The organism is Tamlana carrageenivorans (genome assembly GCF_002893765.1).
Taxonomy (GTDB): domain Bacteria; phylum Bacteroidota; class Bacteroidia; order Flavobacteriales; family Flavobacteriaceae; genus Pseudotamlana; species Pseudotamlana carrageenivorans.
Map to the genome: position 1 here is coordinate 2,667,127 of NZ_CP025938.1, position 26,835 is coordinate 2,693,961.

At 33.3% G+C, this 26,835-nt stretch carries 26 protein-coding genes and 1 pseudogene; 12 read left to right on the forward strand and 15 right to left on the reverse strand.

The features are described from left to right. Positions 1–10 precede the first annotated feature (10 nt). From C1A40_RS11920 to C1A40_RS18180, 4 genes are all read right to left on the reverse strand, one after another. Complete coding sequence (locus C1A40_RS11920) at positions 11–1,204, reverse strand: IS256 family transposase (RefSeq protein WP_102994979.1); 1,194 nt, start codon at positions 1,202–1,204, stop codon at positions 11–13. Between the two features lie 84 nt (positions 1,205–1,288). Next, the gene (locus C1A40_RS11925; protein WP_102996088.1) at positions 1,289–1,516 is read right to left on the reverse strand and encodes a cysteine peptidase family C39 domain-containing protein; all 228 of its coding nucleotides are present in this window, start codon (positions 1,514–1,516) and stop codon (positions 1,289–1,291) included. A gap of 41 nt (positions 1,517–1,557) precedes the next feature. Continuing rightward, a complete protein-coding gene (locus tag C1A40_RS11930; RefSeq protein WP_102996089.1) occupies positions 1,558–2,631 on the reverse strand; it encodes a hypothetical protein in 1,074 nt (357 codons plus the stop codon). Positions 2,632–2,679: 48 nt separating this feature from the next. Beyond that, positions 2,680–2,832 carry a hypothetical protein gene (locus tag C1A40_RS18180; protein WP_158651346.1) on the reverse strand — a complete coding sequence of 51 codons (153 nt, stop codon included), beginning with the start codon at positions 2,830–2,832 and terminating at the stop codon, positions 2,680–2,682. A gap of 416 nt (positions 2,833–3,248) precedes the next feature. Here C1A40_RS18180 and C1A40_RS11935 point away from each other — a divergent pair, with 416 nt between their 5' ends. Both C1A40_RS11935 and C1A40_RS11940 read left to right on the forward strand, forming a co-directional pair. Next, positions 3,249–4,400 (forward strand): HlyD family secretion protein, encoded by a 1,152-nt coding sequence (locus tag C1A40_RS11935; RefSeq protein WP_102996090.1) that lies wholly within the window; start codon positions 3,249–3,251, stop codon positions 4,398–4,400. A gap of 99 nt (positions 4,401–4,499) precedes the next feature. Continuing rightward, a complete protein-coding gene (locus C1A40_RS11940) occupies positions 4,500–5,696 on the forward strand; it encodes an IS256 family transposase (protein ID WP_102996091.1) in 1,197 nt (398 codons plus the stop codon). 90 nt (positions 5,697–5,786) lie between these two features. Here C1A40_RS11940 and C1A40_RS11945 read toward each other — a convergent pair whose 3' ends face one another. The 5 genes and pseudogenes from C1A40_RS11945 to C1A40_RS11955 form a co-directional block, all read right to left on the reverse strand. Then, complete coding sequence (locus tag C1A40_RS11945; RefSeq protein ID WP_102996092.1) at positions 5,787–6,521, reverse strand: Cthe_2314 family HEPN domain-containing protein; 735 nt, start codon at positions 6,519–6,521, stop codon at positions 5,787–5,789. 31 nt (positions 6,522–6,552) lie between these two features. Further along, positions 6,553–7,602, reverse strand: a complete 1,050-nt coding sequence (locus tag C1A40_RS18530) for a DUF3387 domain-containing protein (RefSeq protein WP_422395611.1) — start codon at positions 7,600–7,602, stop codon at positions 6,553–6,555. Next, positions 7,603–7,713: pseudogene (locus tag C1A40_RS18805) on the reverse strand (type I restriction enzyme subunit R domain-containing protein); the annotation flags it as partial. Between the two features lie 12 nt (positions 7,714–7,725). Beyond that, complete coding sequence (locus C1A40_RS18535; protein WP_241910399.1) at positions 7,726–9,561, reverse strand: type I restriction endonuclease subunit R; 1,836 nt, start codon at positions 9,559–9,561, stop codon at positions 7,726–7,728. A 10-nt stretch (positions 9,562–9,571) separates the two neighbouring features. Continuing rightward, positions 9,572–10,729, reverse strand: coding sequence for a restriction endonuclease subunit S (locus C1A40_RS11955; RefSeq protein ID WP_102996093.1), 1,158 nt, complete (start codon positions 10,727–10,729; stop codon positions 9,572–9,574). 106 nt (positions 10,730–10,835) lie between these two features. Between C1A40_RS11955 and C1A40_RS11960 the strand changes: the two genes are divergently transcribed. Next, complete coding sequence (locus C1A40_RS11960; RefSeq protein ID WP_102994439.1) at positions 10,836–11,714, forward strand: IS982 family transposase; 879 nt, start codon at positions 10,836–10,838, stop codon at positions 11,712–11,714. Positions 11,715–11,869: 155 nt separating this feature from the next. On the opposite strand, the gene C1A40_RS11965 is transcribed toward C1A40_RS11960, so the two are convergent. The 6 genes from C1A40_RS11965 to C1A40_RS11980 form a co-directional block, all read right to left on the reverse strand. Further along, complete coding sequence (locus C1A40_RS11965; protein WP_102996094.1) at positions 11,870–13,522, reverse strand: ATP-binding protein; 1,653 nt, start codon at positions 13,520–13,522, stop codon at positions 11,870–11,872. A 3-nt stretch (positions 13,523–13,525) separates the two neighbouring features. Continuing rightward, complete coding sequence (locus C1A40_RS11970) at positions 13,526–15,043, reverse strand: N-6 DNA methylase (protein ID WP_102996095.1); 1,518 nt, start codon at positions 15,041–15,043, stop codon at positions 13,526–13,528. A 43-nt stretch (positions 15,044–15,086) separates the two neighbouring features. After that, positions 15,087–16,091, reverse strand: a complete 1,005-nt coding sequence (locus C1A40_RS11975) for an IS30 family transposase (RefSeq protein ID WP_102994224.1) — start codon at positions 16,089–16,091, stop codon at positions 15,087–15,089. Between the two features lie 13 nt (positions 16,092–16,104). Next, the gene (locus tag C1A40_RS18185) at positions 16,105–16,272 is read right to left on the reverse strand and encodes a hypothetical protein (RefSeq protein ID WP_158651347.1); all 168 of its coding nucleotides are present in this window, start codon (positions 16,270–16,272) and stop codon (positions 16,105–16,107) included. Positions 16,273–16,584: 312 nt separating this feature from the next. Then, complete coding sequence (locus tag C1A40_RS18660) at positions 16,585–16,716, reverse strand: hypothetical protein (protein WP_277871376.1); 132 nt, start codon at positions 16,714–16,716, stop codon at positions 16,585–16,587. A 154-nt stretch (positions 16,717–16,870) separates the two neighbouring features. Next, on the reverse strand, positions 16,871–18,070 hold the full coding sequence (locus C1A40_RS11980) for an IS4 family transposase (protein WP_102994434.1): 1,200 nt from the start codon (positions 18,068–18,070) through the stop codon (positions 16,871–16,873). Positions 18,071–18,159: 89 nt separating this feature from the next. Between C1A40_RS11980 and C1A40_RS11985 the strand changes: the two genes are divergently transcribed. The 9 genes from C1A40_RS11985 (at position 18,160) to C1A40_RS12025 (ending at position 26,741) form a co-directional block, all read left to right on the forward strand. Next, positions 18,160–18,378: a hypothetical protein gene (locus C1A40_RS11985; protein ID WP_102996096.1), complete on the forward strand. Its 219-nt coding sequence runs from the start codon at positions 18,160–18,162 to the stop codon at positions 18,376–18,378. A gap of 35 nt (positions 18,379–18,413) precedes the next feature. Then, positions 18,414–20,753: a fibronectin type III domain-containing protein gene (locus C1A40_RS11990; RefSeq protein WP_158651348.1), complete on the forward strand. Its 2,340-nt coding sequence runs from the start codon at positions 18,414–18,416 to the stop codon at positions 20,751–20,753. Beyond that, the gene (locus C1A40_RS11995; protein WP_158651349.1) at positions 20,750–21,064 is read left to right on the forward strand and encodes a hypothetical protein; all 315 of its coding nucleotides are present in this window, start codon (positions 20,750–20,752) and stop codon (positions 21,062–21,064) included. Before C1A40_RS11990 ends, C1A40_RS11995 begins: the two co-directional genes overlap by 4 nt. A 5-nt stretch (positions 21,065–21,069) precedes the next feature. Then, positions 21,070–23,355 (forward strand): hypothetical protein, encoded by a 2,286-nt coding sequence (locus C1A40_RS12000; RefSeq protein ID WP_102996099.1) that lies wholly within the window; start codon positions 21,070–21,072, stop codon positions 23,353–23,355. Next, the gene (locus tag C1A40_RS12005; RefSeq protein WP_102996100.1) at positions 23,355–24,005 is read left to right on the forward strand and encodes a hypothetical protein; all 651 of its coding nucleotides are present in this window, start codon (positions 23,355–23,357) and stop codon (positions 24,003–24,005) included. The genes C1A40_RS12000 and C1A40_RS12005 overlap by 1 nt, the downstream gene beginning before the upstream one ends. 362 nt (positions 24,006–24,367) lie before the next feature. Continuing rightward, complete coding sequence (locus C1A40_RS12010) at positions 24,368–24,853, forward strand: hypothetical protein (protein ID WP_102996101.1); 486 nt, start codon at positions 24,368–24,370, stop codon at positions 24,851–24,853. Between the two features lie 348 nt (positions 24,854–25,201). Further along, positions 25,202–25,426 (forward strand): hypothetical protein, encoded by a 225-nt coding sequence (locus C1A40_RS12015; RefSeq protein ID WP_102996102.1) that lies wholly within the window; start codon positions 25,202–25,204, stop codon positions 25,424–25,426. A gap of 8 nt (positions 25,427–25,434) precedes the next feature. Further along, entirely contained in the window at positions 25,435–26,274 is an 840-nt protein-coding gene (locus tag C1A40_RS12020) for a hypothetical protein (RefSeq protein WP_102996103.1), read from the forward strand. Then, complete coding sequence (locus C1A40_RS12025; protein WP_102996104.1) at positions 26,274–26,741, forward strand: hypothetical protein; 468 nt, start codon at positions 26,274–26,276, stop codon at positions 26,739–26,741. Before C1A40_RS12020 ends, C1A40_RS12025 begins: the two co-directional genes overlap by 1 nt. The last annotated feature ends 94 nt before the right edge of the window (positions 26,742–26,835 follow it).

Genomic DNA, 26,835 nt, shown 5'->3' on the forward strand with positions numbered 1-26,835 from the left:
ATAATATAGATTATAACCTGTTTGGAAAACAAATATACAATTGATTGTAAATTTGGCCCCATTTAAATCGTGTTTTCTTCCATTTTTTGCTGATGCTTTGAGCTGCTAAATATATGGATTTCAGTGCTGCATCATCATGAGGAAAGACTTTTTTGTTGCGTGTATATTTTCTTAAACTGGCATTAAAACTCTCAATGATATTGGTAGTATATATAAGTTTTCTAATCTCTTTTGGGTAGTTTAAAAACGAGGTCAAATTATCCCAATTGTTTTCCCAAGACTGTACGGCAGAGAGGTATTTATCTTCCCAATTTTGTTTAAAGACTTCGAAAGCCTCTAAAGCGAATTTCTCATTATCGGCTTGATAAATAGCTTTAATATCGACCATTATTGATTTGCGGTCCTTATAGCTCACATATTTTAAAGAGTTTCTAATTTGATGTACGATACATATTTGACGTATACTACCTGGAAAAATAGCTTCTACAGCTTTATCTAATCCAGAGAGGTTATCCGAACACAGAAAAAAGATATCTTTTACGCCTCTAGAGCGCAGATCGTCTAAAATGGACATCCAAGCAGCTGCCTTTTCTGTCTCCACAATACTCATGCTCAAAATATCTTGTTGCCCTTCGGTATTCACCCCTAAAACTATCATACAGGCTTTAGATATTACCTTGCCTTCTTGACGTATTTTATAATGAATAGCATCTATCCAGACAATGGGATATACGTCTTCTAAAGGTCTATTCTGCCATTGTTTGATGTCTTCCAATAATTGATTGGTGATAATGGATACCTGTGATGTGGAATACTGCACTCCATAGGTACTTTCAATAAAATCAATAATATCGCTATTGCTCATACCTTTGGCGTAAAGCAGTTGAATACAATCTTCTAATTCTTGACTAATCGATTGATGTTTGGGGACAATAACAGGCTCAAAGCTCGCTTGACGATCTCTGGGGATTTTGATGCGTTGTTCGCCGTTATGAGTCTTGATAGTTTTCTCTGAGAAACCATTGCGCTGGTTGTTCTCAATTACAGAACCTCCTTTTTGAAACCCTAAGTGGGCAGTCATTTCTGCTTTTAAAAGTGATTCAATACCACGTTTAAGCAACTGTTCCTTGACCTGGTCAAAGTCCTCCTTGTTGCTGATTTTGCCGATCAAGGCGTCTAATTGTTTTTCTAAGTCTGAGTTCATAAAATAAAAATTTAAAAGTAAATTTTTTGCCTATGAATTTCAAAATCATTTTTAAACTAACTAACAGCAAAAACACAAAATAGTTTACAGTCCCGACAAGTCCTCCCTGTCAGCTCTTACTCCTTTAGCATCAAAACCAATTTTTTGTGCAGCATTAATTATGCCTAAAACAGACGTGCCTTTTTTATTTGTTCCAGCCAACTGCCTGATTCTTGCTAAGGGCAAAAATAATTTATAGTGATTAGCAATTGAAATAATACATGCAGCTCCACAATCTGAAATATCATGTTGTTTAACTTTAATATTTTTCATACGATGCTAAGGACTTACAGTAGAGATTTTACTTACCATAATTATTCTATCATTTGTTCAGATACGAATGATTCGACAGATTTTGGTAAAGAAGGGACTGAATTTTTATATTGATTCCAAAAGGTTTCATTGTAATTACTAGTATCTAGAAACTGATAAAAATTAGATTTACCTTTCTTGTCATTTGTGAATTCTTTGCTTAAAAAATAAATTTCATTTATTACTCTAATATTAGTATAATCTTTAGCTTTTTTTTGTTTTATACGGTATTCTCTAATTTCCTTAAAGTTTTTTATATCTCCAAAGTTAACTTTTTTTAATTCTACTGGTTTATATTCAGAAATTATCGATAAATTTTCTAGAACAGATTCAGTACCAAGAAAACGCATTACTTTGGGATTTGAACTATTGTATAGTTGTAATTCTATACCTTTTTTGTTTAACTGATCATTAACTCTTCCAACAGCAACTTCATCTAAGTAAATCTGGGTAGAATCCTCTAAGGCCTTAAAGGTATATGTTTTTTTTAAGAGATCTTCATTATAAAACTCTCTAAAATCAGGAACTCCTGCTATTATAAAATCACTTTGAATAATCCCTTTTTCATCAATCTGCTTAATTTTTTTGTTTTGCAATGATCTATTGGAGATTATATCAATTTTAATTTTAAAATTTTTCGTGTCGACATAAGTACAGACGATTCCATCCATATAATAATGGACTCTTTCATCGTTAAATTGAATACTTCTAAAGTAACTTTTTAGCTTAACAAATCTCTTCTTTTCTGCTTTTATTAAAACTTCTTCTAATCTATTTTCGAAATTAACTGGACTTAATTCGATAGTATGCCCATCAAGAAAAAGATTTTCTTTGCGTATTATTTTCGACTTATAATCACTATGATAAATTTCTAAAGAGTCACTTTTACTTTGCTCTAGAAAGTTGATTTGCTTTTTAGATAATTTCCCTTTTGAATTAGTTACGGCTATTAGATTACCACTTTCTGAATATATTTCTATAAAATATATTGGTTTTAAATTTTCAGAATTGACTATGCTTACTTGAGAAAAGCTTAAAAAACTAGTGAGTAAAAAAAAATATTTAAGGATATTCATATATTAAGAAAATAAGACCTCTTAATCTAAGAGGTCTTAAGGTTTATTTTAACAAAAGAAACATATTTTACCGTTACCTTTTATTCCGTCAAGAAACCCTGTCCATCTAAAAATAGCTCCTCCTTGAATTTCCTTTGCTTCTTTAGTAGTTAATTCTTTGATTTTTAATTCTTTCGTGTCTAATTCTTGTAAAGTTGTCATAATTAAATTTTTAAATTAATATAATTTTTGCCTAAAGAGATAAATGATTACGTCTAATCTTAAATAAATCACGTCTGATTTTTAAAATCACTCAGGCCTTTCAAAAGTATGTTTTCAAGATTTAATTTGAAAGTTTTTTAACACTCAAAAAACAGTATAAACCTACAGAAACTGTAAGTTGTTGATTACCAAAACAATCAAACTATTTACTTTGAAAAAAGTAAAAAACTACATTTTGAGTTTTCTGATTAATTTTTATTTTGCCCAAAAGTATAGCTTAATTAATTCATTAAACTATTGGTTTTGTAATATAAATAGTTTTGTTTTGAACTAAATATGAGGAGTTTTCATAGTAAATATAAAATAAAAGTTATAATGTAAGTGATTACAAGGCTAACAATAATATTTTAATATTAATGAATCAAATTTATCCAAAAGAATTTACAGACAATCTTTCGGAAGTGCATAGCTATACCATAGCCGCAAAAAGTAAAATTATCTATAGTATAATTTTATTGTCAGTTATAATTATGCTCCTAGCTCTACCTTTTATAAAAGTAGATATACATACCTCTGCCAGAGGTATAATTAGACCAGTTCAAGACAGGGTTTCAATAAATATAATGAATTCTGGTAAAGTCATTTATTCATCCATAGAATTCAATAAAAATATTAAAAAGGGAGATACCCTTTTACAACTTGACATGTCAGAAGTGAACATAAAAAGCAATTTATTGAATCGTAAGATTAATGAATTACAATTACTATTGGATGACTTGAACTACATTATTAACTCAAAATATGCCAAAGCATTTAAAATAAAAACATTGAAACTAAAAAAAGAGTTTATTGTTTTTGAGCAAAAGAAAGCTGAAATTTTAGTGAGGAAGAAAAAAGCAAAGCGAGATTTAGATAGAAATAAGTTACTTTATAAAAAACAAGTTATTGCAAAGGTTGAATTTGAAAATACAGAGTTTGAATATAATGCCTTAGAAATAGAGCTTGAACGATTTAAAAAGCAAGAAGTAAATAAATGGCAGTCTTCTTTAGTAGAATATGAGAATGAATTATATGAAGTCAAAAATCAGAAAGAACAATTGGAAAATGACAAATCCTATTATTGTATTATGGCTCCTATTTCTGGTGTTTTATTAAATGTAAAACCTTTAAGCAAGGGGAGTCTAATAAATTCAGGCGATTTATTAGCCGTAATTTCTCCTAATACGCCATTTATAGCAGAATGCTATATTCAACCGAAAGACATAGGAATGATAAAAGAAAATAGCTCTGTAAATTTTCAATTAGATGCTTACAATTATAATCAATGGGGAACTGCAACCGGAAAAGTTATTGAAATTGCTAAAGACATAGAATCTATTAATAATGAGAAGTATATTTTTAAAGTCTTATGTAGTTTGAATGAAAAAGATTTAAAACTAAAAAATGGTTTTAAGGGAAACTTAAAAAGAGGCATGACTTTGAACGCTCAATTCTTTTTATCTAGACGAACATTATTTGAATTGTTATACGATCGGGTAGACGATTGGATAAACCCTAGTCAAATATAAAAGACAATCATTGGCAGTATCTCATAAAGTGTGTAAACAAAAAATATCGAGGGTTGCAACCCTCGATATTTTTTGTTTAATTTTAAAATTTACACACTTATGAAGAAAGAAGATTTTCTAAACGACGATTTTTTAAAACAGTTCAAAACAGGAGACGAACTAACCTCTTTTCTAAAATCCATCCAAAAGCGAGGTATTGAAAAGATGCTAGAAGGAGAACTTGACGCTCATTTAGACTATGAGAAACATCAGCAATCCAATAATAGCAATACCCGTAACGGCTATGGATCTAAAAGGATAAAAACAGCTTTAGGAGAGACTAATATTAAAGTTCCCAGAGACCGAGAAGCTTCTTTTACCCCTATGCTGGTTCCTAAACGCACAAACATGGTTGACGGCATAGAAAACGTCATTATCAGCCTTTATGCCAAGGGTATGAGTAATTCTGATATTGAAGAGCAAATCCGAGAAGTTTACGATTTTGATGTATCTACATCTACCATATCACGTATCACAGATAAAGTTACCAATGATATTATTGCTTGGCAAAACAGACCCCTGGAGCCCGTATATTTAATTACTTGGATGGATGGTATTGTATTTAAGGTTCGGGAGAACTCTAAAGTCATTAACAAAACCATGTACATCGCCGTAGGACTCCGTAGAGATGGTAAAAAGGAAGTCTTAGGACTTTGGCTGGGTAAGAATGAATCGGCAGCCTTTTGGATGAGTGTACTAACCGATATGAAAGCCAGAGGCGTTCAGGATTTGCTTATCACGGCCACAGATAATCTTAACGGTTTCACCGACACCATTAAAAATGTTTTTCCTGAATCTAAAACCCAAATTTGCGTGGTACATCAGATTCGTAACGCTTGTCGCTATGTTGTTTGGAAAGACAAGAAGGAATTTACAAAAGACATGAAAAATATCTATGATGCACCCACCAAAAACGCAGCAAAAGCTGCTTTAGAGGACTTTGCTCAGAAATGGGAACACAAGTACTCTTATGCTATTAAAAGCTGGAGAGACAACTGGGATGAGCTTACTGCTTTTTATGAATTTCCTGTTGAAATTAGAAAAATCATTTACACTACCAACCTTATTGAAAACCTTAATGGAAAAATCAGAAAGTACACTAAAAACAAGCTCTCATTCCCAACAGATGAGGCTGTTATGAAGTCCACTTTTTTAGCCCTTAGAGAGGCTACCAAAAAATGGTCGATGCCTATTAGGAACTGGGGCATTATTTTAAACCAGTTTTTAACTATATTTGAAAAAAGGGTTCAACTTTAAAAAAGCTAAACCCTCGATTTATAACTTACACACTTTACGGGATAGTGTCCAATCATTGAAGAGATATAATGTTTTATTGCACTACACCATTTAATTTTTTTCATTTATCTCGTCGTCAAATTCCAGTTTCAATTTATCGAGTAAGATTTTAAGTAATTTAGAGGAATCTTCTATGTTTTTTAAAAAAGCTTCATTTTTAACACGATTTCCCATGCTAATATGAATCATGTTCCTTCCATCAGAATGACTTAATTTTGTGCGTAAATCATTTTCATTCTTAGGGAATTTGTGTGTGAAATGGTTTCTGTATTCTCTAGTGGTTTCTATGCTTGAATTAAATTCAATTAGGAGACCTTTTATGTCATCATTTTGTATTTTATTAAATAACTTTTTTTTAAAACATACTTGATGATCTTCATATTTTAAATCATAAAAGCAATTTAAAATTTGTGCTAAAACTTCAAGACAAGAAAAGTAAAAATAGTAATAGATTTCAACAAAATATTGAAATTGGATCCCGTCTACTAATTCTCTTTCGTTACTTTCTATAATATTATCCTGAATTCCTCTTTCAAAATGTACTCTTAAAAATAATTCGGTTTCATGTAATTTAAATAGTTTGTTAGTTAAAACGCGATTCCAATTATAAAGATTGTCTCTTCGATGTACTTCATTGGTTTCTAGGTCACCGTTTAAAACACTTGTGACACCATTAATTCTTTTAAACCGAAAACTGTCATAGTTCGGTATGTATTTTGTCTGGATTTTGCCTTCTTCTAAGCTTGGATATTTGTAAAATTTACTTTTAATTGTTTTAGAACTCATTTTTAAGATTTATCCTGCAAGTTTAACATGGTTACGCACTCCAGTCACTAAATTGACCTTCTGCTTGTTGCATAATTTCCTGAAGGATTTCATTTAGTTTAGTAATAGACACCTTGCCACGAAGTTCTTTTTTTACGGCCAACCGTATTGCGGCTTTTGCATTTTCTTTTTTTGTCCAGTCTAATTGTAAATTAGCTTTTACAGCTTTTACTACGGCATGGACGATATCTTGAATGGGACCTTCCTCTTTAATAATTTCCTTTTTAGCAGCAAGAATATCATAAAAGGCTAATTCTTCTTCGCTTAATCCTAACTCGTCTGTACGTTTAGCTTCATCCTGCAAAGATTTAGCACGGTCTATAAGCTCTACAATTGTTGCGTAGCTATCAAGTGCATTATTATGATATTTATCTATAACCTTTTCTAGCTCTTCTTTTAGAGAAGTGTACTTTTTTATGTTTTTGTGAAGGCGAAGTTTAATTTCGTCTTTTAAAATATTCTTTATCAACTCAATCTTCAAGGCATTGCCATCCTTTTGTTTTTTTGCACCCAGTAAAAACGTTTCATCCAGAATGGAAATATCTGGTTTTTCAATACCCGACATAGCAAATACATCTACGATGTCTTCGGAGTCTATACTTTGACTAATGAGTTCTTTAACTTTTTCCTTTTGTTCGCTTCTAGTTGATTTTACAGACTTGGCATTTCGAATAGCCTTAGATACATGCTGTATAAAAAGCACATCGACTATTGCCTCTTGAATGGCTGGCTGACTTTTAACGATAGACAATAAGCCAGAAAGCTTTTTTTCTCCAAGCATAAAGTCGTTAGCTTCTTCATCGTATTTTATGATGTGGTTTACTGCTCGTTTTACTAGCAGAACTTTATCAGCATCTCTGAGTCTTTTCCATTCGTAGTATTCAATATTCTCAGGGATAAAGCTTTTACAGATTTCTATCTGATTAAAGAACAGTTCCAAAGCCTGCTCCATGTCCAGAGTAGGTTTGCCTTTTCCACCACCTTTCGTGTATTTATCTGTAGCAGATTTTAAATTATCACCAATACCAATATAATCAACAATAACACCGTTTCTTTTGTCTTTAAATACTCTGTTGGTTCGGGTAATGGCCTGCATTAAATTGTGGCCTTTCATTATTTTGTCCACATACATGGTATGTACACAGGGCGCGTCAAAACCAGTTAACTACATATCGCGAACAATAACAATTTTTAAAGGGTCGTTGTTTTTTCTAAAACGCTTTTTTAGCGCTTCTGTAGCATCTTTAGTTCTTATATGTTCATTCCACTCAACAGGGTCTTTAGAAATATTACCCGTCATTACCACAGCAATTTCAGGGCAGCTATCAAGTGATGTTAATGCATTATGCATTTTTACACAGTTTCTGCGACTCATACATACAATCATCGCTTTTCCATCCAGAGTAGAAATTCTATTGGTAAAATGATTCAGGATGTCATTAGCAATTTTAGTTACCCGATCTTCACTTCCCGCAGCATCTTCAACAGCAGCCCATTTTAAATTGCTGTTATCTTCAATGTCCTGAGTGATTTCGTCTACCTCATTATCAATGCTTTCATTCCAGAGATGTAATTTGGCTAATCGTGGTTCGTAGAAAATATTTACTGTGGCATTATCGTCTACTGCCTGTTTAATATCGTAAGTATGTATCACCTCCCCAAAAACTTCTTCGGTATCTGCATCTTTACTGTCAACAGGTGTTCCTGTGAATCCAATAAACGAAGCCTTAGGTAAGGCTTTACGAAGGTTAGATGCAAAGCCATCCAGAAGCCCATATTGTGTGCGATGCGCTTCATCGGCCATGACAATAATGTTTTCTCGTTCGGATAATACAGGGTGTTCCAGTTCACCTAAAACCTCATCGGAACCTGATTTCAAGCGAAACTTTTCTATGGTTGTAAAAATGACACCTCCTGCGCCTGCACTTAAAAGCTTTCGTAAATCTTCAGTCGAATCGGCATGTTGTACATCTCCAACCAAATCTTTTGCCAGTACAAAGTTTTCATATAACTGCATGTCCAGATCACTACGGTCTACCTGAACAACAATAGTTGGGTTTTTCAATTCTGGGAGACTTCTTAAAATCCCCGTATATATGGCCATGGAAATGCTTTTACCTGAACCCTGGGTATGCCAGATTACTCCAATACGTCCGTCACCAAAAGGACGAACCGATTTTTTAGCTGCTTCTACGGCAAAATTAACGCCGAAAAACTGATGATACTTGGCACCCTTTTTAATTAGAGAACCGTTATGGTCTTCGTGAAATATGAAGTTCTTGATATAGTTAAGTAAGCGCTCTTTAGGAAATAAACCAAAGAGCAAGGTGTGCATCTGGAAATCATCTTCCGTTACCGTGTCTTTACCGTTAATGCTTTTCCAAGGCGCAAACCATTCCATGTCTGAAGAAAACATGCCATGCTGCGCTTCGTTACCGTCGCTGATAATGGTTAAGGCATTGTATTCAAACAATACAGGAATATCCTTTTTGTAATGCTGTATCTGATTGTGAGCTTCTTTTATGTTGGTGTTTTCGTCGTACCAGTTCTTCAGTTCGAATACGATTAATGGCAGACCATTAATGTAAATGATGATATCTGGCCGACGCTTATTTTTACCTGTTATACTAAACTGATTAACTACCAGAAAGGAATTGTTGTCTTTGCCTGACACTGTAAAATCAATAGGATAGATGTGCACCGCTTTCTCGTTACCCTGAGCATCTTCGTAATTAAAATCGATGCCCTTGGTACATTTTAAATGAAAGTTCCGGTTGCGGTGTTCCAAATCGGCACCCACATTATTTGTGAATTCGGCAACAGCCAATAGCTGAACCTCATTCGGAAGCTGCGGGTATTGTTTTTTTATAAAAGCCAATAACTGATCTTTTAATACGACTTCCTTATTATTCTGGGGCAGCTCGGTTCCCAGGGTATAATTGTATTTGAGATCTTTTAACCAGTCTATGGTGGCGTTTTCTATATTGGCTTCTGTGGTCATAGGCTTTTACTTAGAGAGCATTTTCGACTTGTTGTCTAATTGCTTTTAATTGAATATCTCCACTTATTAATTTTGGTAATAGGGTGTTTCGTAATTGAATAAGGGTTTGGTTTTCTGTGTAATTACTCAAATATTGATTATCAATGCTTGCTATCAATTTATTGAACTCTGCAATGATTTTGAAATCAGGAAGTACGAAATACAAATCTTCTATTTCCTTTTTGTTTACAGATTTATATACTGTTCCATCTCCAATAATATCATCAGCAGTAAATTTGTTTTTTAACAAGTAGAATAGAAAACCATTTTCAGAATGATTTTTAAGTCTTAAGGATGCTAAACCACGTCCTAAAATGATTTTATTTTTTGCAATGTTCAATCTTCCCACGGGAGCTCTAACACTAAATAAAATATCGCCCTCCTCTGCATATCGATTACCTTCTGTTGAATAGGTAATATCTTCAGGAAATCTTTCTCCATAATCTTTAACTCCTTGATGAAATGGAAAGCCTATTTTTTTATCGTTATAAAATTCCGATTTTGGAGACTGTCCCATAGTTAAGTTGCAAAAATCAACAAGTTTCTTAACCTCCCAACCTTTAGGAGTTTGTCCAAGTTCACTATCTACAAACGCACCATCTTGAAAGGGGGCAAAATCTACAAACCAATGTTTATATAAGGCCATAGCCATATCTTCTAGTGTTTTGTTAATAGCTAGGTTGTTTTCTATTTTGTCGTCTATAGCAGAGAGGATGGATGCTATGGCTTTTTGTTCTTGGAGGGGTGGTAATTCGAGTTCTAAATTTTGAAAAGCTTCTTTAGCAACCCTCTGCCTTCCAGAGGTTCCAATCATGTTCGCTTCTGCAAATTGTCTAACAAATGAATCACGTGATAAATAATAAACAAAGTCCGAATCTGAAACCCCTTCCTTTCCTCTAAACACCAGAAATTCGGTAGAGCCGAAACCTTTATTATTCTTTAATCCTTTTACTTGGCAAATTTTTCCGTTTTGTAAACAAGGTGTAATCCTTGCAAACAATGTATCTCCATTTTGAAATTTAGCACCACCTTTTAATTTTTTAAAATCTGAGGGGGTAACAGATTTGTTATTAGAATCTAAGTCTTTCATTTCAACAAAAGAAAACTCTTCCTTTGAGTTGAATTGCATCCTTGGATTTATATTAATAAAACCCGTTGTGCATTATGATTTAAAAGAAAAAAGTTGTTCATCTTACTGAAAATCAGTAAATTGATTTAACTACAAATCATTAATAATGAACAACTTGAGTGCAAATTACGAAAGAATATTGGAAGTATTAAGAAAAATATCGAAAGAACAACTTTTAAGTTATCAAAGACGACAACCAAAGCTTAGTGATTTAGAACTTATCAGTTTGAGTCTTACTGCCGAATTTATGGGAATAGATAGTGAAAATGACCTTTTTAGAAAACTTCCAGATTCCCTATTATCAAAAATAGAGAGAAGTGTCTACAATAGAAGAAGACGAAAACTAGTTAATAAGCTCAACAGTATCAGGTTAAGCTTAGCTTCCCATTTTAATGAATTTGAAGATTATTTTGTAGTAGATAGTATGCCTTTAGAAGTTTGTAAATTATCACGCAGTTCTCGTTCAAAGATTTGTAAAGAAAACACTTATGCATTTCCAGATAAAGGTTATTGTGCAGCTCAAAGTTCTAATTATTACGGTTATAAACTGCACGCTGTTTGTTCTGTAAATGGTGTCTTTCAAAGTATCGATTTGAGTCCAGCATCTGTACACGATATTAATTATCTTAAAGATATTAAGATGCAAATAAGCGATTGTACATTAATTGGTGATAAAGGCTATTTATCAACAGAAATACAGCTTAACTTGTTTGAAACCTGTAATATAACGCTAAATACACCTATGAGAAGCAATCAAAAAAATTACAAAGTACAGCCTTATGTATTTAGAAAAAAGAGGAAAAGGATAGAAACATTATTTTCACAACTTTGTGACCAATTTATGATAAGACGCAATTATGCTAAAACTTTTGAAGGTTTTAAAACAAGAATCGTAGCTAAGATAACTGCTTTAACAACTATTCAGTATATCAATAAGTTTATTTTTGGGAGAAACATTAATAATATTAAAATTAGCATTATTTAAAATGCACAACGGGTTAATAAAATCAAATAGATTATATGTTTTCCAGTTTTCGGGCATTTATTAGAAGTTTTCTTTGTGAAAAAAATAAAAGATAAAAAAGAAACCCCTTGTAAACACTGAGTTTTTTGATTTTTATTTTCAATTTTATTTTTCATTTATTTTTTTTTAGCCAATTTATACGTTCTGTTTTTTCTACCGCCCAAGGGAAGTAAAATTCCTTCTTCGACCAACACATACAAACATTTTTGTATATCGTTTAATTCTACATCTTTAATATGCTTGTGTATGTCTTGTTTAGAACGCTCCCCGTTATATTTTAAATACTCTATAATTAAATGCTTTAATTGCTCCTTGTCAATGGTTTTTAAAGTAGGCGCTATATTTAATCTAGATTGCGAGAATAAGGTTGGGTTTAATAAATATTCTGTTCCCTTTTTTATCCCCCTAGATGTAAGAATGGATTTTTCTAATAGGCTACCCATCCAACTCCTTAAGCGGTCTTCTGTGGTTAACTGTAATTTTAGAGATAATTGTGTTGAAAGTATCTTTTTATCTGAGGCTACTAAACCTAATACAATATATTCTTTTTGACTTAATTTAAAGTGTTGTGATATATATTCTAAAATTTCAAAAGCTTCTTTATCTACTACACCTGAGTATACCGTAACCGAAGTTTTATTTATTGAACTTTCTATTACTGGTAAAGGTTTAATTTCTCGTACTAGTTTTTCATAAATTAAGTCATATCCAGAACCTTCACCTTCCATTAACCCTAAATCATGAAGCGTTTGAATAAGGTGTGGGTTGCGTCTATGCCTTTCGTGTAAAATATTGTTGGCAGTAATACCTAAAGGTAGACCTCCAGGATTAGTAATAACCATTCTGTTAGGGTAGACTTCTATAAATATATCTCCAGAAATAGTGTAGCGCTTATGAGCAATAGCATTAATAAGTAATTCTCTAATAACCTCTTTTGGGTAATTCCTTATTTGTTTTCTAAAAAGACCACTTGAAATTTCGGTTGTATAATTTAATTCGACAGCTTCTTTTTCAATTTCAATAAGTAATTCTTTCGGGTTATGTAAATGAAAATGCCAATCTTTTTTTCTTATTTTTTCCTCAAAATCATTATATACAATGTACTGCACCGTTAATGGGTAACTTAACCTTGCCCTTTGGTTTGCTTTACCCAACCAAATTACACCTAAATTCGTTAAAAATCCTTCTTGATTAATTAATTGATAAAATTCTAATATTTCTTCGTTAGATTTTTCTTTAATAAAATCTGAAACAAATTTTGAATTCTGTATTTGCTCAACAAAATAAGTAACTTGGTTTATGTCCGCATCCTTTAGCTTTACTTTACCAATAGAAACTAACTCCCATTGAAAAGCACTTTTTTCTGCGGCTAGGTTGGTAAGTTCTTCTCCAGAAACAGGTACACAATTATCAGTAACCCTAACAAAAACCTTACCCGTAGAAGTTGTTGCAATAGTGCGTGTAGAGGGGTGGATTATAAATTTAAAATATTGTCCCCCGTTTTCATGAGTAATAATTTCAGGGTTTACAATACCAACAGAATCTGTTAAGTCTCTTAACCTCGAGATGGTCTTATTCACCACATCTTGTTCAATTTTTTGGTCAACCGGAGGCTCTAATTTACCATCTTCTACACCAACAACAATTAAGCCTCCTTGTGCATTTGCAAAAGAAACACAGGTCTCAGACAAGCTTTTAAGGTCAGATTTAGGACCAACTACTTTTTTTAAACTTTTAAAATCTATATTGCTGCTTTCAAAAGGGCTCATAAATTAAATCTTTTTAAAATTATCTAAAATCTGTTGTTGTAATTCATTGCCCATATCGAACTGCTCTTGCAATTGAATTTTTAAAGCTTCCATTTTTTCTTCAAAAGGTATACCGTCATCTTCAATAGCTTCGGTACCAACATAAATGCCAGGTGTCAGTTTGTAGTCTTGTTTTTTAACCTCATCCAGGGTAGCAGCATAGCAGTAGCCGTCTATATTTTTATAGCTAACAGATTGCGCTGTCTCCTTAGAAGGAACATTGCGCCAAGCATGATAGGTTTCGGCAACTTTGTTAACATCTTCATCGGTAAATACGCGTAGCTTACGGCTTTCCATGGTGCCCATCTTAGAAGTATCTATAAACAGAATTTCATTGCTACGCTCTCTGTGTATGTCATCTTTACCATCTCTGCTTTTACTTAAAATAAAGATACAGGCTGGAATACCAGTTGTTAAGAACAACTTGTCTGGGAGGCGCACTATACAATCTACCATGCTGTTGTCTACCATATATTGGCGTACGTTTTTTTCGCCTTTATTGTTCGATGTCATGGCACCATTTGCCATAACCACACTAGCAGTTCCTTTGTCGCTTAAATGGCTCCAAAACGTTTGCATCCACATATAATTGGCATTACCATCGGTAGTGAACTCTTCTCTAGGACCAAATAATCGTGGGTCATTTTCTGGTAAATCTTCAGGGTGCCACTGGCTTACATTAAATGGCGGATTTACAATAATGAAATCGGCTTTTAAGTCGGGGAACTTATCTTGCAGTAAAGAGTCTCCTAAACGGACATCGAAAGATAAATCACGTAAAGCAAGATTCATTTTACATAAACGAAGTGTACCATCATAGCGCTCCTGTCCGTAGATTGAAATATTCTTTTTGTCTCCATTATGAGCCTTCAGGAATTTTAAGGACTGAACAAACATTCCTCCCGAACCACAGGCGGCATCAAATATTTTGCCTTCGTAAGGCTCTATCATTTCGACTAACAAGCGTACTATACTCCCTGGAGTAAAGAATTGCCCCGCACCAGAACCCTCGGCGATGGCAAACTTTCCAATGTAGTATTCGTACACTCTACCCAAAATGTCACTGTCTGGGTTTTCCTTTTCGGAAAGTTTGGGATTAGCCAATAAGTTTATTAAACCAGCAACCTGCTTCGCTGTTAGCTGGCTTTTAACAAATATTCTTGGGAGAATCCCTTTTAAGTCTGGCCTGTATGTCGCTAGAGTATCATCTAGTAAATCGAAGGCATCGTCAACCAGAACTTTAATATTGTCCTGCTCAGCATTATCCTGTAGAAATTGCCATGTTGCTTTTTCAGGAATGATGTAGGTGTTCTTAGAAAGGTATTCGTCTGAGTCTTCTAAAACATAGCGTTGTTCTTCTGTGTCTTGAGTGTAGTAATCCGATTTAGGATCATTAAGCATCAGAGTTAACGTGTCACGTCTTAGTTCATAGCGCTCAGAGATATGCTTTAGGAATATAAGTGGTAAAATGAAATGCTGCATTCAAGGTTCTAACGCAACAAACGTTGCTTTTTTTTGTATGAGTCTAAGCTACAATTTTTAGTTCTTTTATCATAACTTCATTAGGGGTTTTAAATCCAATAATTTTACGAGGTCTATTGTTTAATTTTTCTTGAATTTCGATGAATGTATTTAAGTCAATTTTGTTAAAATCTGTTCCTTTTGGGAGGTACCTTCTGATGAGTCCGTTAGTGTTTTCATTGGTACCTCTTTCCCAAGAAGAATAGGGGTGTGCAAAGTAAATTTTCATACCTGTTTTCTTGGTAATTGTTTCGTGTCTTGCCATTTCAATTCCATTATCGTAGGTCATAGATTTTTTGAATATGGGATCTAGTTTGTTAAGTTCTTTAGAAAACATTTTAGCAATTTCCTTAGAGTTCCTGGCTTTTAGTTTGATAATTAATGTATATCTAGATTTGCGTTCTACGATAGTTCCAATAGCCGATTTTTGATCCTTCCCAATCATTAAATCTCCTTCCCAGTGTCCGATTTCATTTCTTAGGTTAATATGCTCGGGCCTTAGGTCTATACTGACTTGGTTTAATATTTTAGATCCTGTTCTGCGTCTTTTTTTAGAGGGTCTACGTCTTGTTTTTTTGCGTACGAGGAGTTTAATTAGTTTTTTATTTAAACTAGCTTGAGGCTTTGCATATATGTACCTATAAATTGATTCGTGAGAAATAGACATTATAGGATCATTTGGGAATTCTTCTTTTAGTCTTCCAGCAATTTGTTCAGGAGTCCATTGTGATAATAAGCCCCTATAGACATAAATTCGAAGTCTAGGGTACTTAGATATTTTATCAATATTTCTTTTGTTTAGGTAATCATCTTTGGCGCACCAATGAGCTAGTTCTGCTGAGTATTTATCTCTATCTGTTTGCACCCATTTATTAACTTCTCTTGTAACCGTAGATCGAGCTCTGTTAATGGTTATAGCGATGTATGATTTATTCTTTTTTTCAGTTAAAAGAGTCTCAATCTGTATTCTTTCTTTAAGGGTAAGTCTACCTGTTTTTTTTCGTACCATAATTACAAATCTATTAATTTAGATTTGTTGCGTTAAGTTCTTGAATACGGAAATCTTTATACTGGTTTTCAGCAACGGCTCCGCGTAGTTCATTTGCAGCCTTCCATAATTCCTGTTCGAAATTTATATCGGCTTTCGTTGTTTTTTTAGTCATTTTGAGGTAATGTCTGTTACTTCCCAATAAGGGGTTATTTTAGTTTTCTGAAAACTTTAGTGGCTTAATCTTAAAGAAACCTTAAAGTTAAAAAAGTAAATGAAAGTAGTACTACAATGAATAGTATTTCTTAGGATGAATTTTTGAATATGGACTTAATCCCTTAAGTGTTTGTACTATTGAAAACCTATAATTCAAAATACGTTTTAACCATCCATTTAAATCATAGGAATAACCATAAACCGAAAAAATGACATAAGTCTTCCAAAAATATACTTTTTGGGATATAGAAGTAAAAATTTTAAGGAAGTATGTATTGTTGGTAAAAATTAACATTAATCATTCTTTTTTTGGAGGAGGATCTGGTGGAGACTGATAACGTGGCATACTATTATTACTTTTCGGATTGGGAGTGCTGTTCGGATTGTTTGTTGGTTTTCCTTGAGGTGTAATATTTGATTGTTTAGCCATAATTTTAGATGTTAAATACTTGTTCAAAGTATTCGTCTGTATTTTTTTTACATTTTTTTATATTGTTGTCCGATAAAAAACAGAATTAGCTAAAAAAGCTTTGGTGTTGGCCTTTTTTATTGATCGTACTCTTTATTTTGAAAACAGAACCTCCTTATGGGTCAAAAAGGCTTAATTGCCCAATGTTTTTGGTTGTAATCTCTTCCCAATTAGCTTCTGGGTTTTTCAGGAATTTGAACAAATCGATATATGTCATCAAATGGTATCGTATGACGGACATCATATTGGAATAAGCCCAGTTTCTTTGGGCTTTTCTTTGGATCACAAGCATAATGAGCTGGATTATCAAACTGACCCAGATTTGTATTTCGATGGCATTTTGATTGTCTCCCAAAAAATACTTTAGCGGAAAGTTCTGTTTAAGCCGCTTGAACATCGTCTCAATCTGCCACCTATTTTTATAGATGTCGGCTATTTTGTCTGCGTCAAGATCATAATTATTAGTGATGAACTCATAAACTTTTTGGTGCTTTTCGTGCCAAAAAGCGATTCTCCTCAGGGAAAAAGCATTGCCGTTTTTGTCCGTAAGCCCTATTTTTTCGTCCTTTAGGACAGCATCGTCCACTTTATTGGAGATATCAAACTCTTCAAGGCTTGTATAGCGAGCATTGTCCTTTTGCCGAGTCACAAAGTAAACATCTTCCAGTGTCCATTTTTGGTATTGCTCATAATCCACATACCCTTTGTCAAAAACCACATAAGAGCCCTTCTTGAGTTCCAGGTCTTTTAAAAAGGTGTGGTCGTGGGTGGCCGCGCTTGAAAACTTAATCAGACAAGGAACGTCTTCCATGGCGTTTATCATAGTATGCATCTTGATACCTCCTTTCTTTTTGCCGTTGAGCGGGTTCCTTCCTACACCTTTAAGAATGTCGCTAAATAGGGGTATGGTCGAGGAATCAACGATTTTAAGGTTCTTCACTGCAGGTTCTAAGGGTCTGCTGTCCGATAAAAAGCGATGGTAACGTTTGTAGAGTAAATGATAAATATCGGCAAATACTTCAGAGCTTCTTCTCCTGTTAGCATCTGACAAGGTACTGCGTTTTGGAAAGTCCGTGAGTCCTAGATGGTTGATCTTTCCCTCGCAGGCAAGCATAATACTGGAAACCTCACGAAGTGAGCTACAGCCACTGATCACGGTAAATACCATAGTGGCCAAATGCTCATAGGTGGTAAACTTTTTGGTATAGCGATCGCTGTTGTGCTTTTTGGCTGTCCGATGAACATCTTTGGGCAAAATGAAATTTAATACCTGTTTGATTATGGGGTGTCCGCTAAAGTTTTTACTTTTATTCATATCTTGGATGTGTGATAACTTCAAGATACAAAATAAGCGGGAAATCCTATCTTGGAAATCCCGCTTTTTAAATCTTTTATCGGACACTAATGATCCTAAATGAACAAACAAATGATTGTGATTTAGATTTAGAATTGACAGGAACATGGGATGAGGACGAAATGGATGGAAATTATCTTCTAAAATTCGATGACGATGCCGATGATGATATTTTGATGCACCTTGGCATTGTGACTTTATCTTATAGATATTTTGTAGAAGAGTCTACAGGACTTAAAGCTTATAAATACTATTTGGAAAAACAATAATAGTAAAAAAGTAGATAAACTAAAATGCAGACTTTATGTTTAAAGTTTTGCATTTTAGTAATTCAAAACATGAAACCCCAACAATGAAGCAATTTACAGGTAAAATAAGCAAAAGTGGTTATATCATCTTATTATGGATGCTATGCCACTTCCAGCTTCATGCTCAGGTTTTTCCTGTTCAGGTTAACCCGCAAATGATTCCGCCCTATAGTCTTAAATTATCAGAATACGGCACGGCACAATCAGAGCGCGTAATTGTTAATATGTTATTAACCGATGTGGCAGATTCCAACCGTAGGGTCACTTTAAAAATCTATATCGAAAATAATGCGGGACTTTCTATTCAAAGTACAGAAGTTGTTATAGGCGCTCATCCCATTATTCTAGATGGAGGTATGCCGCTACGGCTTACCAATTTAGACCTGCAACCTTATTTTTCATTACAAAATCTAAGTGGCATTGCCCCACAACAATACAATAAAACTTTACCAGAAGGCTTATATCGTTTTTGTTTTGAAGTCTTCGATGAACGCTCTGGGCAACCCTTATCCCGAAAAAGTTGCGCAACAGCTTATTTGGTACTCAATGCTCCTCCTTTTTTAAACCTACCCAATCGTGGGGAACAAATTCCACAACGAGACCCCCAAAACATCGTGTTTCAGTGGACACCTAGACATTTAAATGCCACCAACGTACAGTACGAATTTACATTAGCCGAAATTTGGGATACTGGCATGGATCCTCAAGCTGCATTTTTAGCCAGTAGGCCTCTGTATCAAACCACGACATATGCCAATACCTTGCTTTATGGGCCTGCAGAAACCGCCTTGTTGCCAGACAAAAATTATGGCTGGCGAGTACGCGCCATCGTAACAGATGGCATTAGCGAAACCGCCGTATTTAAAAACGATGGCTATAGCGAGATTTATTACTTTACCTACACTGGCGCCTGCGATGCTCCAAGCTTTTTACTAGCAGAAGCGCAAAACCCAACTACCCAAAAAATATTATGGCAGGGTGCCGAGCATCAACAATATAAAGTACAATACCGTAAAAAGAACTACACCTCACCCTCAGGGGGAGGTTGGGAGGGGGCTGTTTGGTTTGAGAATAACGCATACAGTGAACAAACCTCTATTTACAATTTAGAACCTGGTACCACCTACGAGTATCGAGTTGGAGGTATGTGTAAAGAAAACACAGGTTTTACCTATTCGCAAGTTAACGAGTTTACCACCATGATAGCCGCTAGCGATACCCCAAGCTATACCTGTGGTATTACGCCAGAAATAGTTATTACCAATAAAAAACCTTTAGAAGCCCTTGTTATTAATGATGTTTTTACTGCAGGCGATTTTCCAGTAACGGTAAAGGAAGTATCCTTTGGAAACGTAGAATCCTCCCCTTCTGGGGGAGGTGCCGCAGGCGGAGGGGGCTTCTTCTCAGGCTGGGGTTATATAACCGTACCCTATCTAGAAAACACCAAGATTAAAGTAAATTTTAACCGCATAAAAATTAATAGTGATTACCAACTCACAGAAGGTGTGGTTTTTACAGATTACGATAAAAATTGGGGTGGCGTTAATGATGTTGGTGATGAGGTGGCCGTACTGGGAAGTCTTACAGATGTAGTCAAGCAAGCCTTAACTCTCGATATAGATTCTGATACGATGAAAAATATCAATAAGCTTACAGATGTCATTATAAATTTAGTAAAAGAAGGAAATTTACCTAAACAATTAGCGACTAAAATTGAAGTAGCTTCAAATCAACTTGAAGAGATGAAGCAAAGTTATGACGTAGCGAAAGAGGAGTATGATAAAGCCAAAACATATGATGAAAAAGAAGCTGCGGAAGAAAAGATGGAGAACGCCAGTGCCTCTTTTAAAGATGCACAAAGGAATTTAAATATTGCTAATGAAGAAGTTGAAAAACTCAAGAAAGAAGTAAGGGGGATAATTAAAAAGGCAATAAAAGAATTATATCGGGAAGGAAAAGAAAAAGAGGTGTTGCTTTTGAGTAAATACACTAAAAATTACAATGAAGTTATAGGTGAATACGTCAATGAGGAAGATATAATTTTTATTGATTTTGTAGATATCAAAAATACCCAGGGAGCTACTGTTAGTAATCAGATAAAGGAGTTCTATCAATCTGAAATTGATTTACTTTCTACTTTATTTTCCCAGGTTTTGGAGGAAAGTGAAAATGAAGAAACAATACAAGCACTAATAGAAAAATCTAAAGAGATTGGTATTGATTTGATTAAGGAAATTAATGAAATGTCTGCACAATCTGATGAAGTTATTATCGCACACATCAAAGAAAAACTGATTGAAAGTTATAAATCCATATTAATTAATTATAAGATTTGAAAGAGCAGCACCCAAAAATGAAAGATGATGACTGTATAGACTATAAAACTTTTTTTATAGGTCTTCTGGTTTTATCTGTAATTCCATTGGCTTCTATTTGGATAGCGTATGAATTAGCGTTCAACTATGACTATTTTACAGATATTGATTATTACGAAACATCAAAAACAAAATTATATAAAGTGCTTATACAAAGCATCGCTACCAAAATACCCAGTGGGAGATATGTCGCCATAGTGGTGCATGTCTTGGTTGCCATCCCATTTTTAAGATGGATTTATAGATTAATTAAGAATACCTTCAAAATATAACCATTATGATTAAACTGATGTTTAAAACCCTGATCATTTTAAATTTTATTATTTTGTTAACGGAAAATGCTAATGCAGAAACTATTGACCCAGTAATTGAAGGTTGTGTTGAACAGTTAGATTATTTGATTGATTATAACAAAAGCAACATTGAAAAAGATAATTTTCGGAAGAATTGGTATATTTATTTTATAGGAGAAGATAAAGATTATCTTCAATCTTACATCTCCAAAATAAATCGTAATTATGATGGGTTTGAGAACATTCTAACAGAAGGTGTAGAAATCGACAAGAATTACCTTAAAATCCTAAACGATTATCTTGTTCTTATTAATCAAAGTAGTAAACTTGAAATTTATGTTGCCTTCATTGGAGCCGACAGAGAAATTGTTCAGCCCTTAGCGCCGAAGAAGATAAATACTTTTAATAAAGGGCGTGTTTTTATCGATAGTCTTATAAATAACTCTGCCAAATCATATCCTGGATTAGATTTAGAAAGGGCAAAAAAGGAATTAGGTACATATAATCGCGATTTTTTAAAAAAAATCAAAGAAATCTATGCTAGTTCAAACATGTCTAAAATTTCTGAGAAGCCTAATCATATTATGCCTTTTTCTCATAAGACTACCCGGATAATTTACAATCAAAAAGACGAGATTACAACGGATCAAAAATGGGCTATTTCCATGCATATTGGTAAGCGTGAAAAACGATTCAATTATCAAGCTTTCAAAGATCTCTACAATAAGCAAGTTTCTTTTGGAAGTGATGAACTTCAAAAAAAGATAGCCAAGCAAGTAATCACTTTGCAAGAGTACTTTAGCCTCGACATACCACCACCGAATGAGTATAAAGAAGATTGCGGTGATCTTTTAAAATTAGCCGAATATTCACCTTTATTGGAAAGTAGAATTTTGGAGCCTGTACTAAGACGTAATCCTTGTATTCTTCGTGATATGGGTAAATTGGGACCCATAGATTATACAAAGTCCAAATGGATGGAAGAACTAGAAATGATGATAGTCACTCCATTGTATGTTGCCATCCTAGCACCAGTAGCAGCAGAATTTGTTATTCCTTCCCTCATTGAGGTCATTAGTGTTGAAAGAGGGGTTAATGCCTCCAAGGCAATGGCAGCGACCACCATAATTGAAGCTGGAATTATATATTACTGGATTGGTACTCCTGAACAACAGGCAGATATCGGTAAATCAATTCTTGGAGTAAATCCTGTGAATGTTGCGTATGAGGGTGTAAAAGGCTTAATTCAGTCTCCATTCTTGGTAGAACTGTCAGTCGATTGTGTTTATAATGGTACAAAATTGAGCGAAGGAATAATAAATCCTGAAGAGTATGAATTTACTTTTGAAACTAAATCTTGTATTAACGGAGTATTTATTAGTGCTGCTACAAAAATCGGATTGCATCAGGGAGGGCAGTTTTTTAAAACACTTAGGACATTAGCTAATGAGAATCCGCAAGCATTTGTAAATGGATGGGCAAGAGTTTTTAAAGACTTGGGCAAGGATCAACAGGAAGCGTTTAAGAGTTTAGCTTACGGTATTTTTAAAGAAATAGGAATTTCCCCAAACCAAATTAATAGCTTTTTACAAAGGCTAAGAAACAAAATTAAGGCCAATGGAGGTGGAGATTTAGAGTTTACCGGCTATGGGGACGAGAATCCAAATAATAGAGGTTCCTCTACTGTAGAAAAAATTGATATTGAAGGTAAAATTAATAACTCCTTTGATGATGTAAACGTAAAAGCTAAAGATTTTCCAGAAAATGAAGCTGAAATCCTAGCGACCAACAATGATATTAGTACTGAAGCAAAAAAATTCTGGCAGAATCATGAAGTTAATGTAACAAATTATTTGCGTAAAACTTATGGATACACTAAAGTTGGTAGGCAAATAACTGTTGATATCAAAATCAAAGGTATTCAGGAACCTGTGCGTTGTAGACTAGACAATCTTATTGATATTGGTGGTGGTAAATTTAAAATAATTGATGCTAAAAGTAGTCTTAAAGTTGACTTAAGTAAGCAAAATGTTAATAACCTATCTACTATTAGAAGCACAAAAAACCAAAAAATTTTTTACAAGGCTATTAGGGAAGGAAATGTAGAAAACATAACACCTAAAGGAAGTAATGCTTCTGATTATTTTGAGTTATTAAATCCTAATTCTCCCATTATACCTAAAAATATAAAAATTGATCCTAAAATTGAGTTTTTAGTTAATGACAATAAAATTAAAGATTACAATATTTATAAAATATTATTGAATTAATGAATAAAAAAAAATTAGAAAAAATTAAAAGTATTGTTTTGGATAGTAGACTTTCTAAAATAGGTTTTAAAAGGTGGAAATATAGATATCTTAATAAAAAAGATGATTTCTATTATTCCTTTATGTTCACAATTTATGACTATAATGATATATTTCCTTCAAATTTCTCTTATGGCATCGGAAATAAGACAGTTACTAAAATTTGTAGACTATTATTTCCCGAAGAATATAATATTCCTGAAAATAAATATGCATTGACCATGGCTTTTCATCAAATTCAATTATTTGAAGAAGGTAGGTATCCCAATTTAGAATACAAAATTACAAATGAGAATGAACTTTATGATTCTTTAAATGAAACAATAAAATACTTTGAAACTACTGGGTTTCCAGAACTCATAGCTATCTCTAATTTGAAACAATTAGATAAGTTAATCAATGAAAATCCGGAAAATCCTTTAAGTGGGTATCATGGTTTAATTTTAGCAAAATTAGTAAATAATCCTGATTATCAAAATTTAATCAGCGTTTATAGAAATTTGTTTAAAAAGAAAAATTGGCAGAATGAAGAAGACATAAAAAAGTTAGAAACTGTAATTAGTTTTCTAAATGATTATTCGAGTACAGAATTGCTGGAAATTGGCAGATAATTATTCTGATTTCACCAAATTAGGGAAGAAAAAATATATTTTTAGAGGGAATAAAAATATCCCCGATATCATGGACTTGTAGTCCGTGCCCGTAATAATAAGTAATAACCAAGGAAGTTTTAACAAAGAAGTAATTTTTTCATTAACTACGATAGTCATAAGAAAGTAAGGTGTTTTTTAGTTGAATTTCATAGCTCTATTTACTCTTAAGTTTTGAAGGGTGTTTGGGGTTAAATGAGTGTAATAAAGGAGTGGATTTAGGCACGGACTACAAGTCCGCGCTATCGGGTAATAAAAAATGATAATAAAAATGAATTATTGTTGTCGTCCCCTTTTGTTGATTGGATTAAATAGATAAATATATGAAAAGATTTGATTTGTGTATACTGAATAATAATATTTTAGATTATAAAAAAGGAACTTTCGCAATTATTTTAGATATGGATGAAGGAGATTATTATAACTTAGAGTTATGGAATTTTGAGCATTTTGACGGAGCTAAACTGAGCTATTTAGATAAGAAATACTTGAGGCCTTGTACAGATATTGAGCTGAAAGAATATCAATTTAAATTTAAAGAATATTGTGATAAGAATGAAAGTTCGTTAAATCAAAATAATGAAAAAGGAAATAAATTATTAGATGAAAAGTTAAAAGCTTTCATAGAAGATTTAAAAAATAAAGGTTATTCAAGTTACGAGTATTTTGAAAAAATAAGACTAAGTATTTTGAATAATGAAAAAGATGCGAAAGAACATTTGAGAACTTCATTTGCTATTACTCAATATTCTAACTTTTCAAGAGATTTAGAAGAAAAACTAAAAGAAATCATAGCACTTAATCAGTAAAAGGTTGTATTAATTTTCCCCAATAAACCCGCTAGCACGGACTTGAGTAGTCCGTGCCCCTTCTAATAAGTAATAACCAAGGAAGTTTTAACAAAGAAGTAATTTTTTTCATTAACTACGATAGTCATAAGTAAGTAAGGTGTTTTTTAGTTGAATTTAATAGCTCTATTTACTCTTAAGTTTTGAAGGGTGTTTGGGGTTAAATGAGTGGATTTAGGCACGGACTACAAGTCCGCGCTATCGGGGATGGAGAGAAGGAAATATACGTGTACACATATAAAGGGAATATAAAAGGCGCTGGAATAAATATAAAGCCAAGATTTCAATTTTCTTGTAAATAAATATATTATGGACTTAAACAAAAAAGAAAGCTACGAAGTTATGCTTCAGTTTTTAAAGAATTGGTATAAACTTACCAAAAATAAAGATATAACAGATATTTTGAGTGGTGCCCAGTATTGGAAAGACGGAAAACCTTTGGATTCCTCTTTTTTAGATTATTGGAATGAAGCAATAAAGGAGGTAAAGGCAGGTGAGAATGATCCTTTTGGGAAATTTATAAGTAAAAAATAGGGAGTAAAATGCAAAAAATTATATTCGTACTTAGCTTAATTCTAAGTGTTTTAAACGGGTTTTCACAATGTTCTTCAGCTAACTTTGTTAATGACTTTGAAAGCATTAGAAATTTTATAGATGATCATGGCACAGACTCTTGGGTCGTCCTGTCTCAATCAAATAGCTCAAAGGAAATAAGACAATCCACCGAAAACCTAAAAATTGTTAGTGATTATTTAAATTCCACAAATAAATCTGTTAATGAATTAACACAGGAAATTATTAAAGCTGGTGGGTTTATTAGTTGGAAGTTGGCTAAGTCGGTGGATGATGTGTTAGATGCTTCTGGTAAATTCATTGATGATATACTTGAAGCTGATTATTTAGCTTATGTAACAAGAAAAACTAATTCAGGAAAAGTTCCAAGACAAAGGCTAGAATGGAAAGAAGTAAGAGATTATTGGTTAAATGACTCCCCTTTAGCGAGAGGTAATGCTTTTAATAAGAAAGCAGTTGATAATGATTGGTATCCATATAATGAAGTGCATTTAGGAAATGGAAAACGTGTAGATTCATATAAACCTCCAGCAAATGGAAACCCTGGAGAGATTATTTCAAGGAAAGCTACAGACTTAGGAGATATTAAATTGTCAACATTTGAAAGCTACTTGAATGAAATGGTTTCTAAATATAGTCCTGGGATAGCTATTAATTCTCCAAAGTACAGCCCATATCTTGATGGTCAGACACTACAAGGTCAAATGTTTTTAGAAATTCCATCTAATAATCAAAGTTTAAGTAACATTCAAGACTATATCAATTTAGCTAGTAGTAAAAATATCACTTTAAGATTTAAGATAGAATAATGGAAAATATAGGTGTAAAAATATTTAGTAGTATCAATTTTTATGAGCGTTATAAGAGTCTGAGTAACGAGACCAGAAAAATTGAAGAAAGACTTGAAAAAACAGAAAAAAAAGTAGTCTTAAATACTCTTAGAGAATTGGGTTATGAATCAAATTTTGTATCTAAAGGACAGTTTTACCGTATTGCCGACACAGTAAGCGATTGGGACTTCAACCTTCATTTATCTATTAAATATGGAGTGGTTGAAGTTATTTTAGGAGGCAAAAATAATAGTACAAATTTAGTGTTCGGAGGCCCTGCTTCTCTTATTTGTGAGTCCATAGAATATAGTAGAGGAATAAAATCTGACGGATTAGTGAAAAAGCCTTCGTTTAACACCTATGAAATTCTTAAAGAAATTTTCAAAGAGGTGATATCTTTATATGAAGAGATGAAAAAGGAGACGCTAACAAATCATCCAGCATAAGCCTGTCTAGTTTTAGCATCTCTAATATACGTATCAATCAAATCAAACAGCGTTTCCCGATAGCGCGGACTTGTAGTCCGAGCAATACAACTGC

Coding starts and splice junctions, on each gene's coding strand:
- C1A40_RS11925 (WP_102996088.1), bottom strand. CDS start 1,516: ATGAAAAATATTAAAGTTAAACAACATGATATTTCAGATTGTGGAGCT.
- C1A40_RS11970 (WP_102996095.1), bottom strand. CDS start 15,043: ATGCAGCATTTCATTTTACCACTTATATTCCTAAAGCATATCTCTGAG.
- C1A40_RS11990 (WP_158651348.1), top strand. CDS start 18,414: ATGTTTAAAGTTTTGCATTTTAGTAATTCAAAACATGAAACCCCAACA.
- C1A40_RS11965 (WP_102996094.1), bottom strand. CDS start 13,522: ATGAGCCCTTTTGAAAGCAGCAATATAGATTTTAAAAGTTTAAAAAAA.
- C1A40_RS12005 (WP_102996100.1), top strand. CDS start 23,355: ATGAATAAAAAAAAATTAGAAAAAATTAAAAGTATTGTTTTGGATAGT.
- C1A40_RS18535 (WP_241910399.1), bottom strand. CDS start 9,561: ATGACCACAGAAGCCAATATAGAAAACGCCACCATAGACTGGTTAAAA.
- C1A40_RS12015 (WP_102996102.1), top strand. CDS start 25,202: ATGGACTTAAACAAAAAAGAAAGCTACGAAGTTATGCTTCAGTTTTTA.
- C1A40_RS12020 (WP_102996103.1), top strand. CDS start 25,435: ATGCAAAAAATTATATTCGTACTTAGCTTAATTCTAAGTGTTTTAAAC.
- C1A40_RS12000 (WP_102996099.1), top strand. CDS start 21,070: ATGATTAAACTGATGTTTAAAACCCTGATCATTTTAAATTTTATTATT.
- C1A40_RS11945 (WP_102996092.1), bottom strand. CDS start 6,521: ATGAGTTCTAAAACAATTAAAAGTAAATTTTACAAATATCCAAGCTTA.
- C1A40_RS11935 (WP_102996090.1), top strand. CDS start 3,249: ATGAATCAAATTTATCCAAAAGAATTTACAGACAATCTTTCGGAAGTG.
- C1A40_RS18180 (WP_158651346.1), bottom strand. CDS start 2,832: ATGACAACTTTACAAGAATTAGACACGAAAGAATTAAAAATCAAAGAA.
- C1A40_RS11955 (WP_102996093.1), bottom strand. CDS start 10,729: ATGCAATTCAACTCAAAGGAAGAGTTTTCTTTTGTTGAAATGAAAGAC.
- C1A40_RS11960 (WP_102994439.1), top strand. CDS start 10,836: ATGAACAACTTGAGTGCAAATTACGAAAGAATATTGGAAGTATTAAGA.
- C1A40_RS12025 (WP_102996104.1), top strand. CDS start 26,274: ATGGAAAATATAGGTGTAAAAATATTTAGTAGTATCAATTTTTATGAG.
- C1A40_RS11975 (WP_102994224.1), bottom strand. CDS start 16,091: ATGGTACGAAAAAAAACAGGTAGACTTACCCTTAAAGAAAGAATACAG.
- C1A40_RS12010 (WP_102996101.1), top strand. CDS start 24,368: ATGAAAAGATTTGATTTGTGTATACTGAATAATAATATTTTAGATTAT.
- C1A40_RS11920 (WP_102994979.1), bottom strand. CDS start 1,204: ATGAACTCAGACTTAGAAAAACAATTAGACGCCTTGATCGGCAAAATC.
- C1A40_RS18660 (WP_277871376.1), bottom strand. CDS start 16,716: ATGGCTAAACAATCAAATATTACACCTCAAGGAAAACCAACAAACAAT.
- C1A40_RS11980 (WP_102994434.1), bottom strand. CDS start 18,070: ATGAATAAAAGTAAAAACTTTAGCGGACACCCCATAATCAAACAGGTA.
- C1A40_RS11940 (WP_102996091.1), top strand. CDS start 4,500: ATGAAGAAAGAAGATTTTCTAAACGACGATTTTTTAAAACAGTTCAAA.
- C1A40_RS11985 (WP_102996096.1), top strand. CDS start 18,160: ATGATCCTAAATGAACAAACAAATGATTGTGATTTAGATTTAGAATTG.
- C1A40_RS11930 (WP_102996089.1), bottom strand. CDS start 2,631: ATGAATATCCTTAAATATTTTTTTTTACTCACTAGTTTTTTAAGCTTT.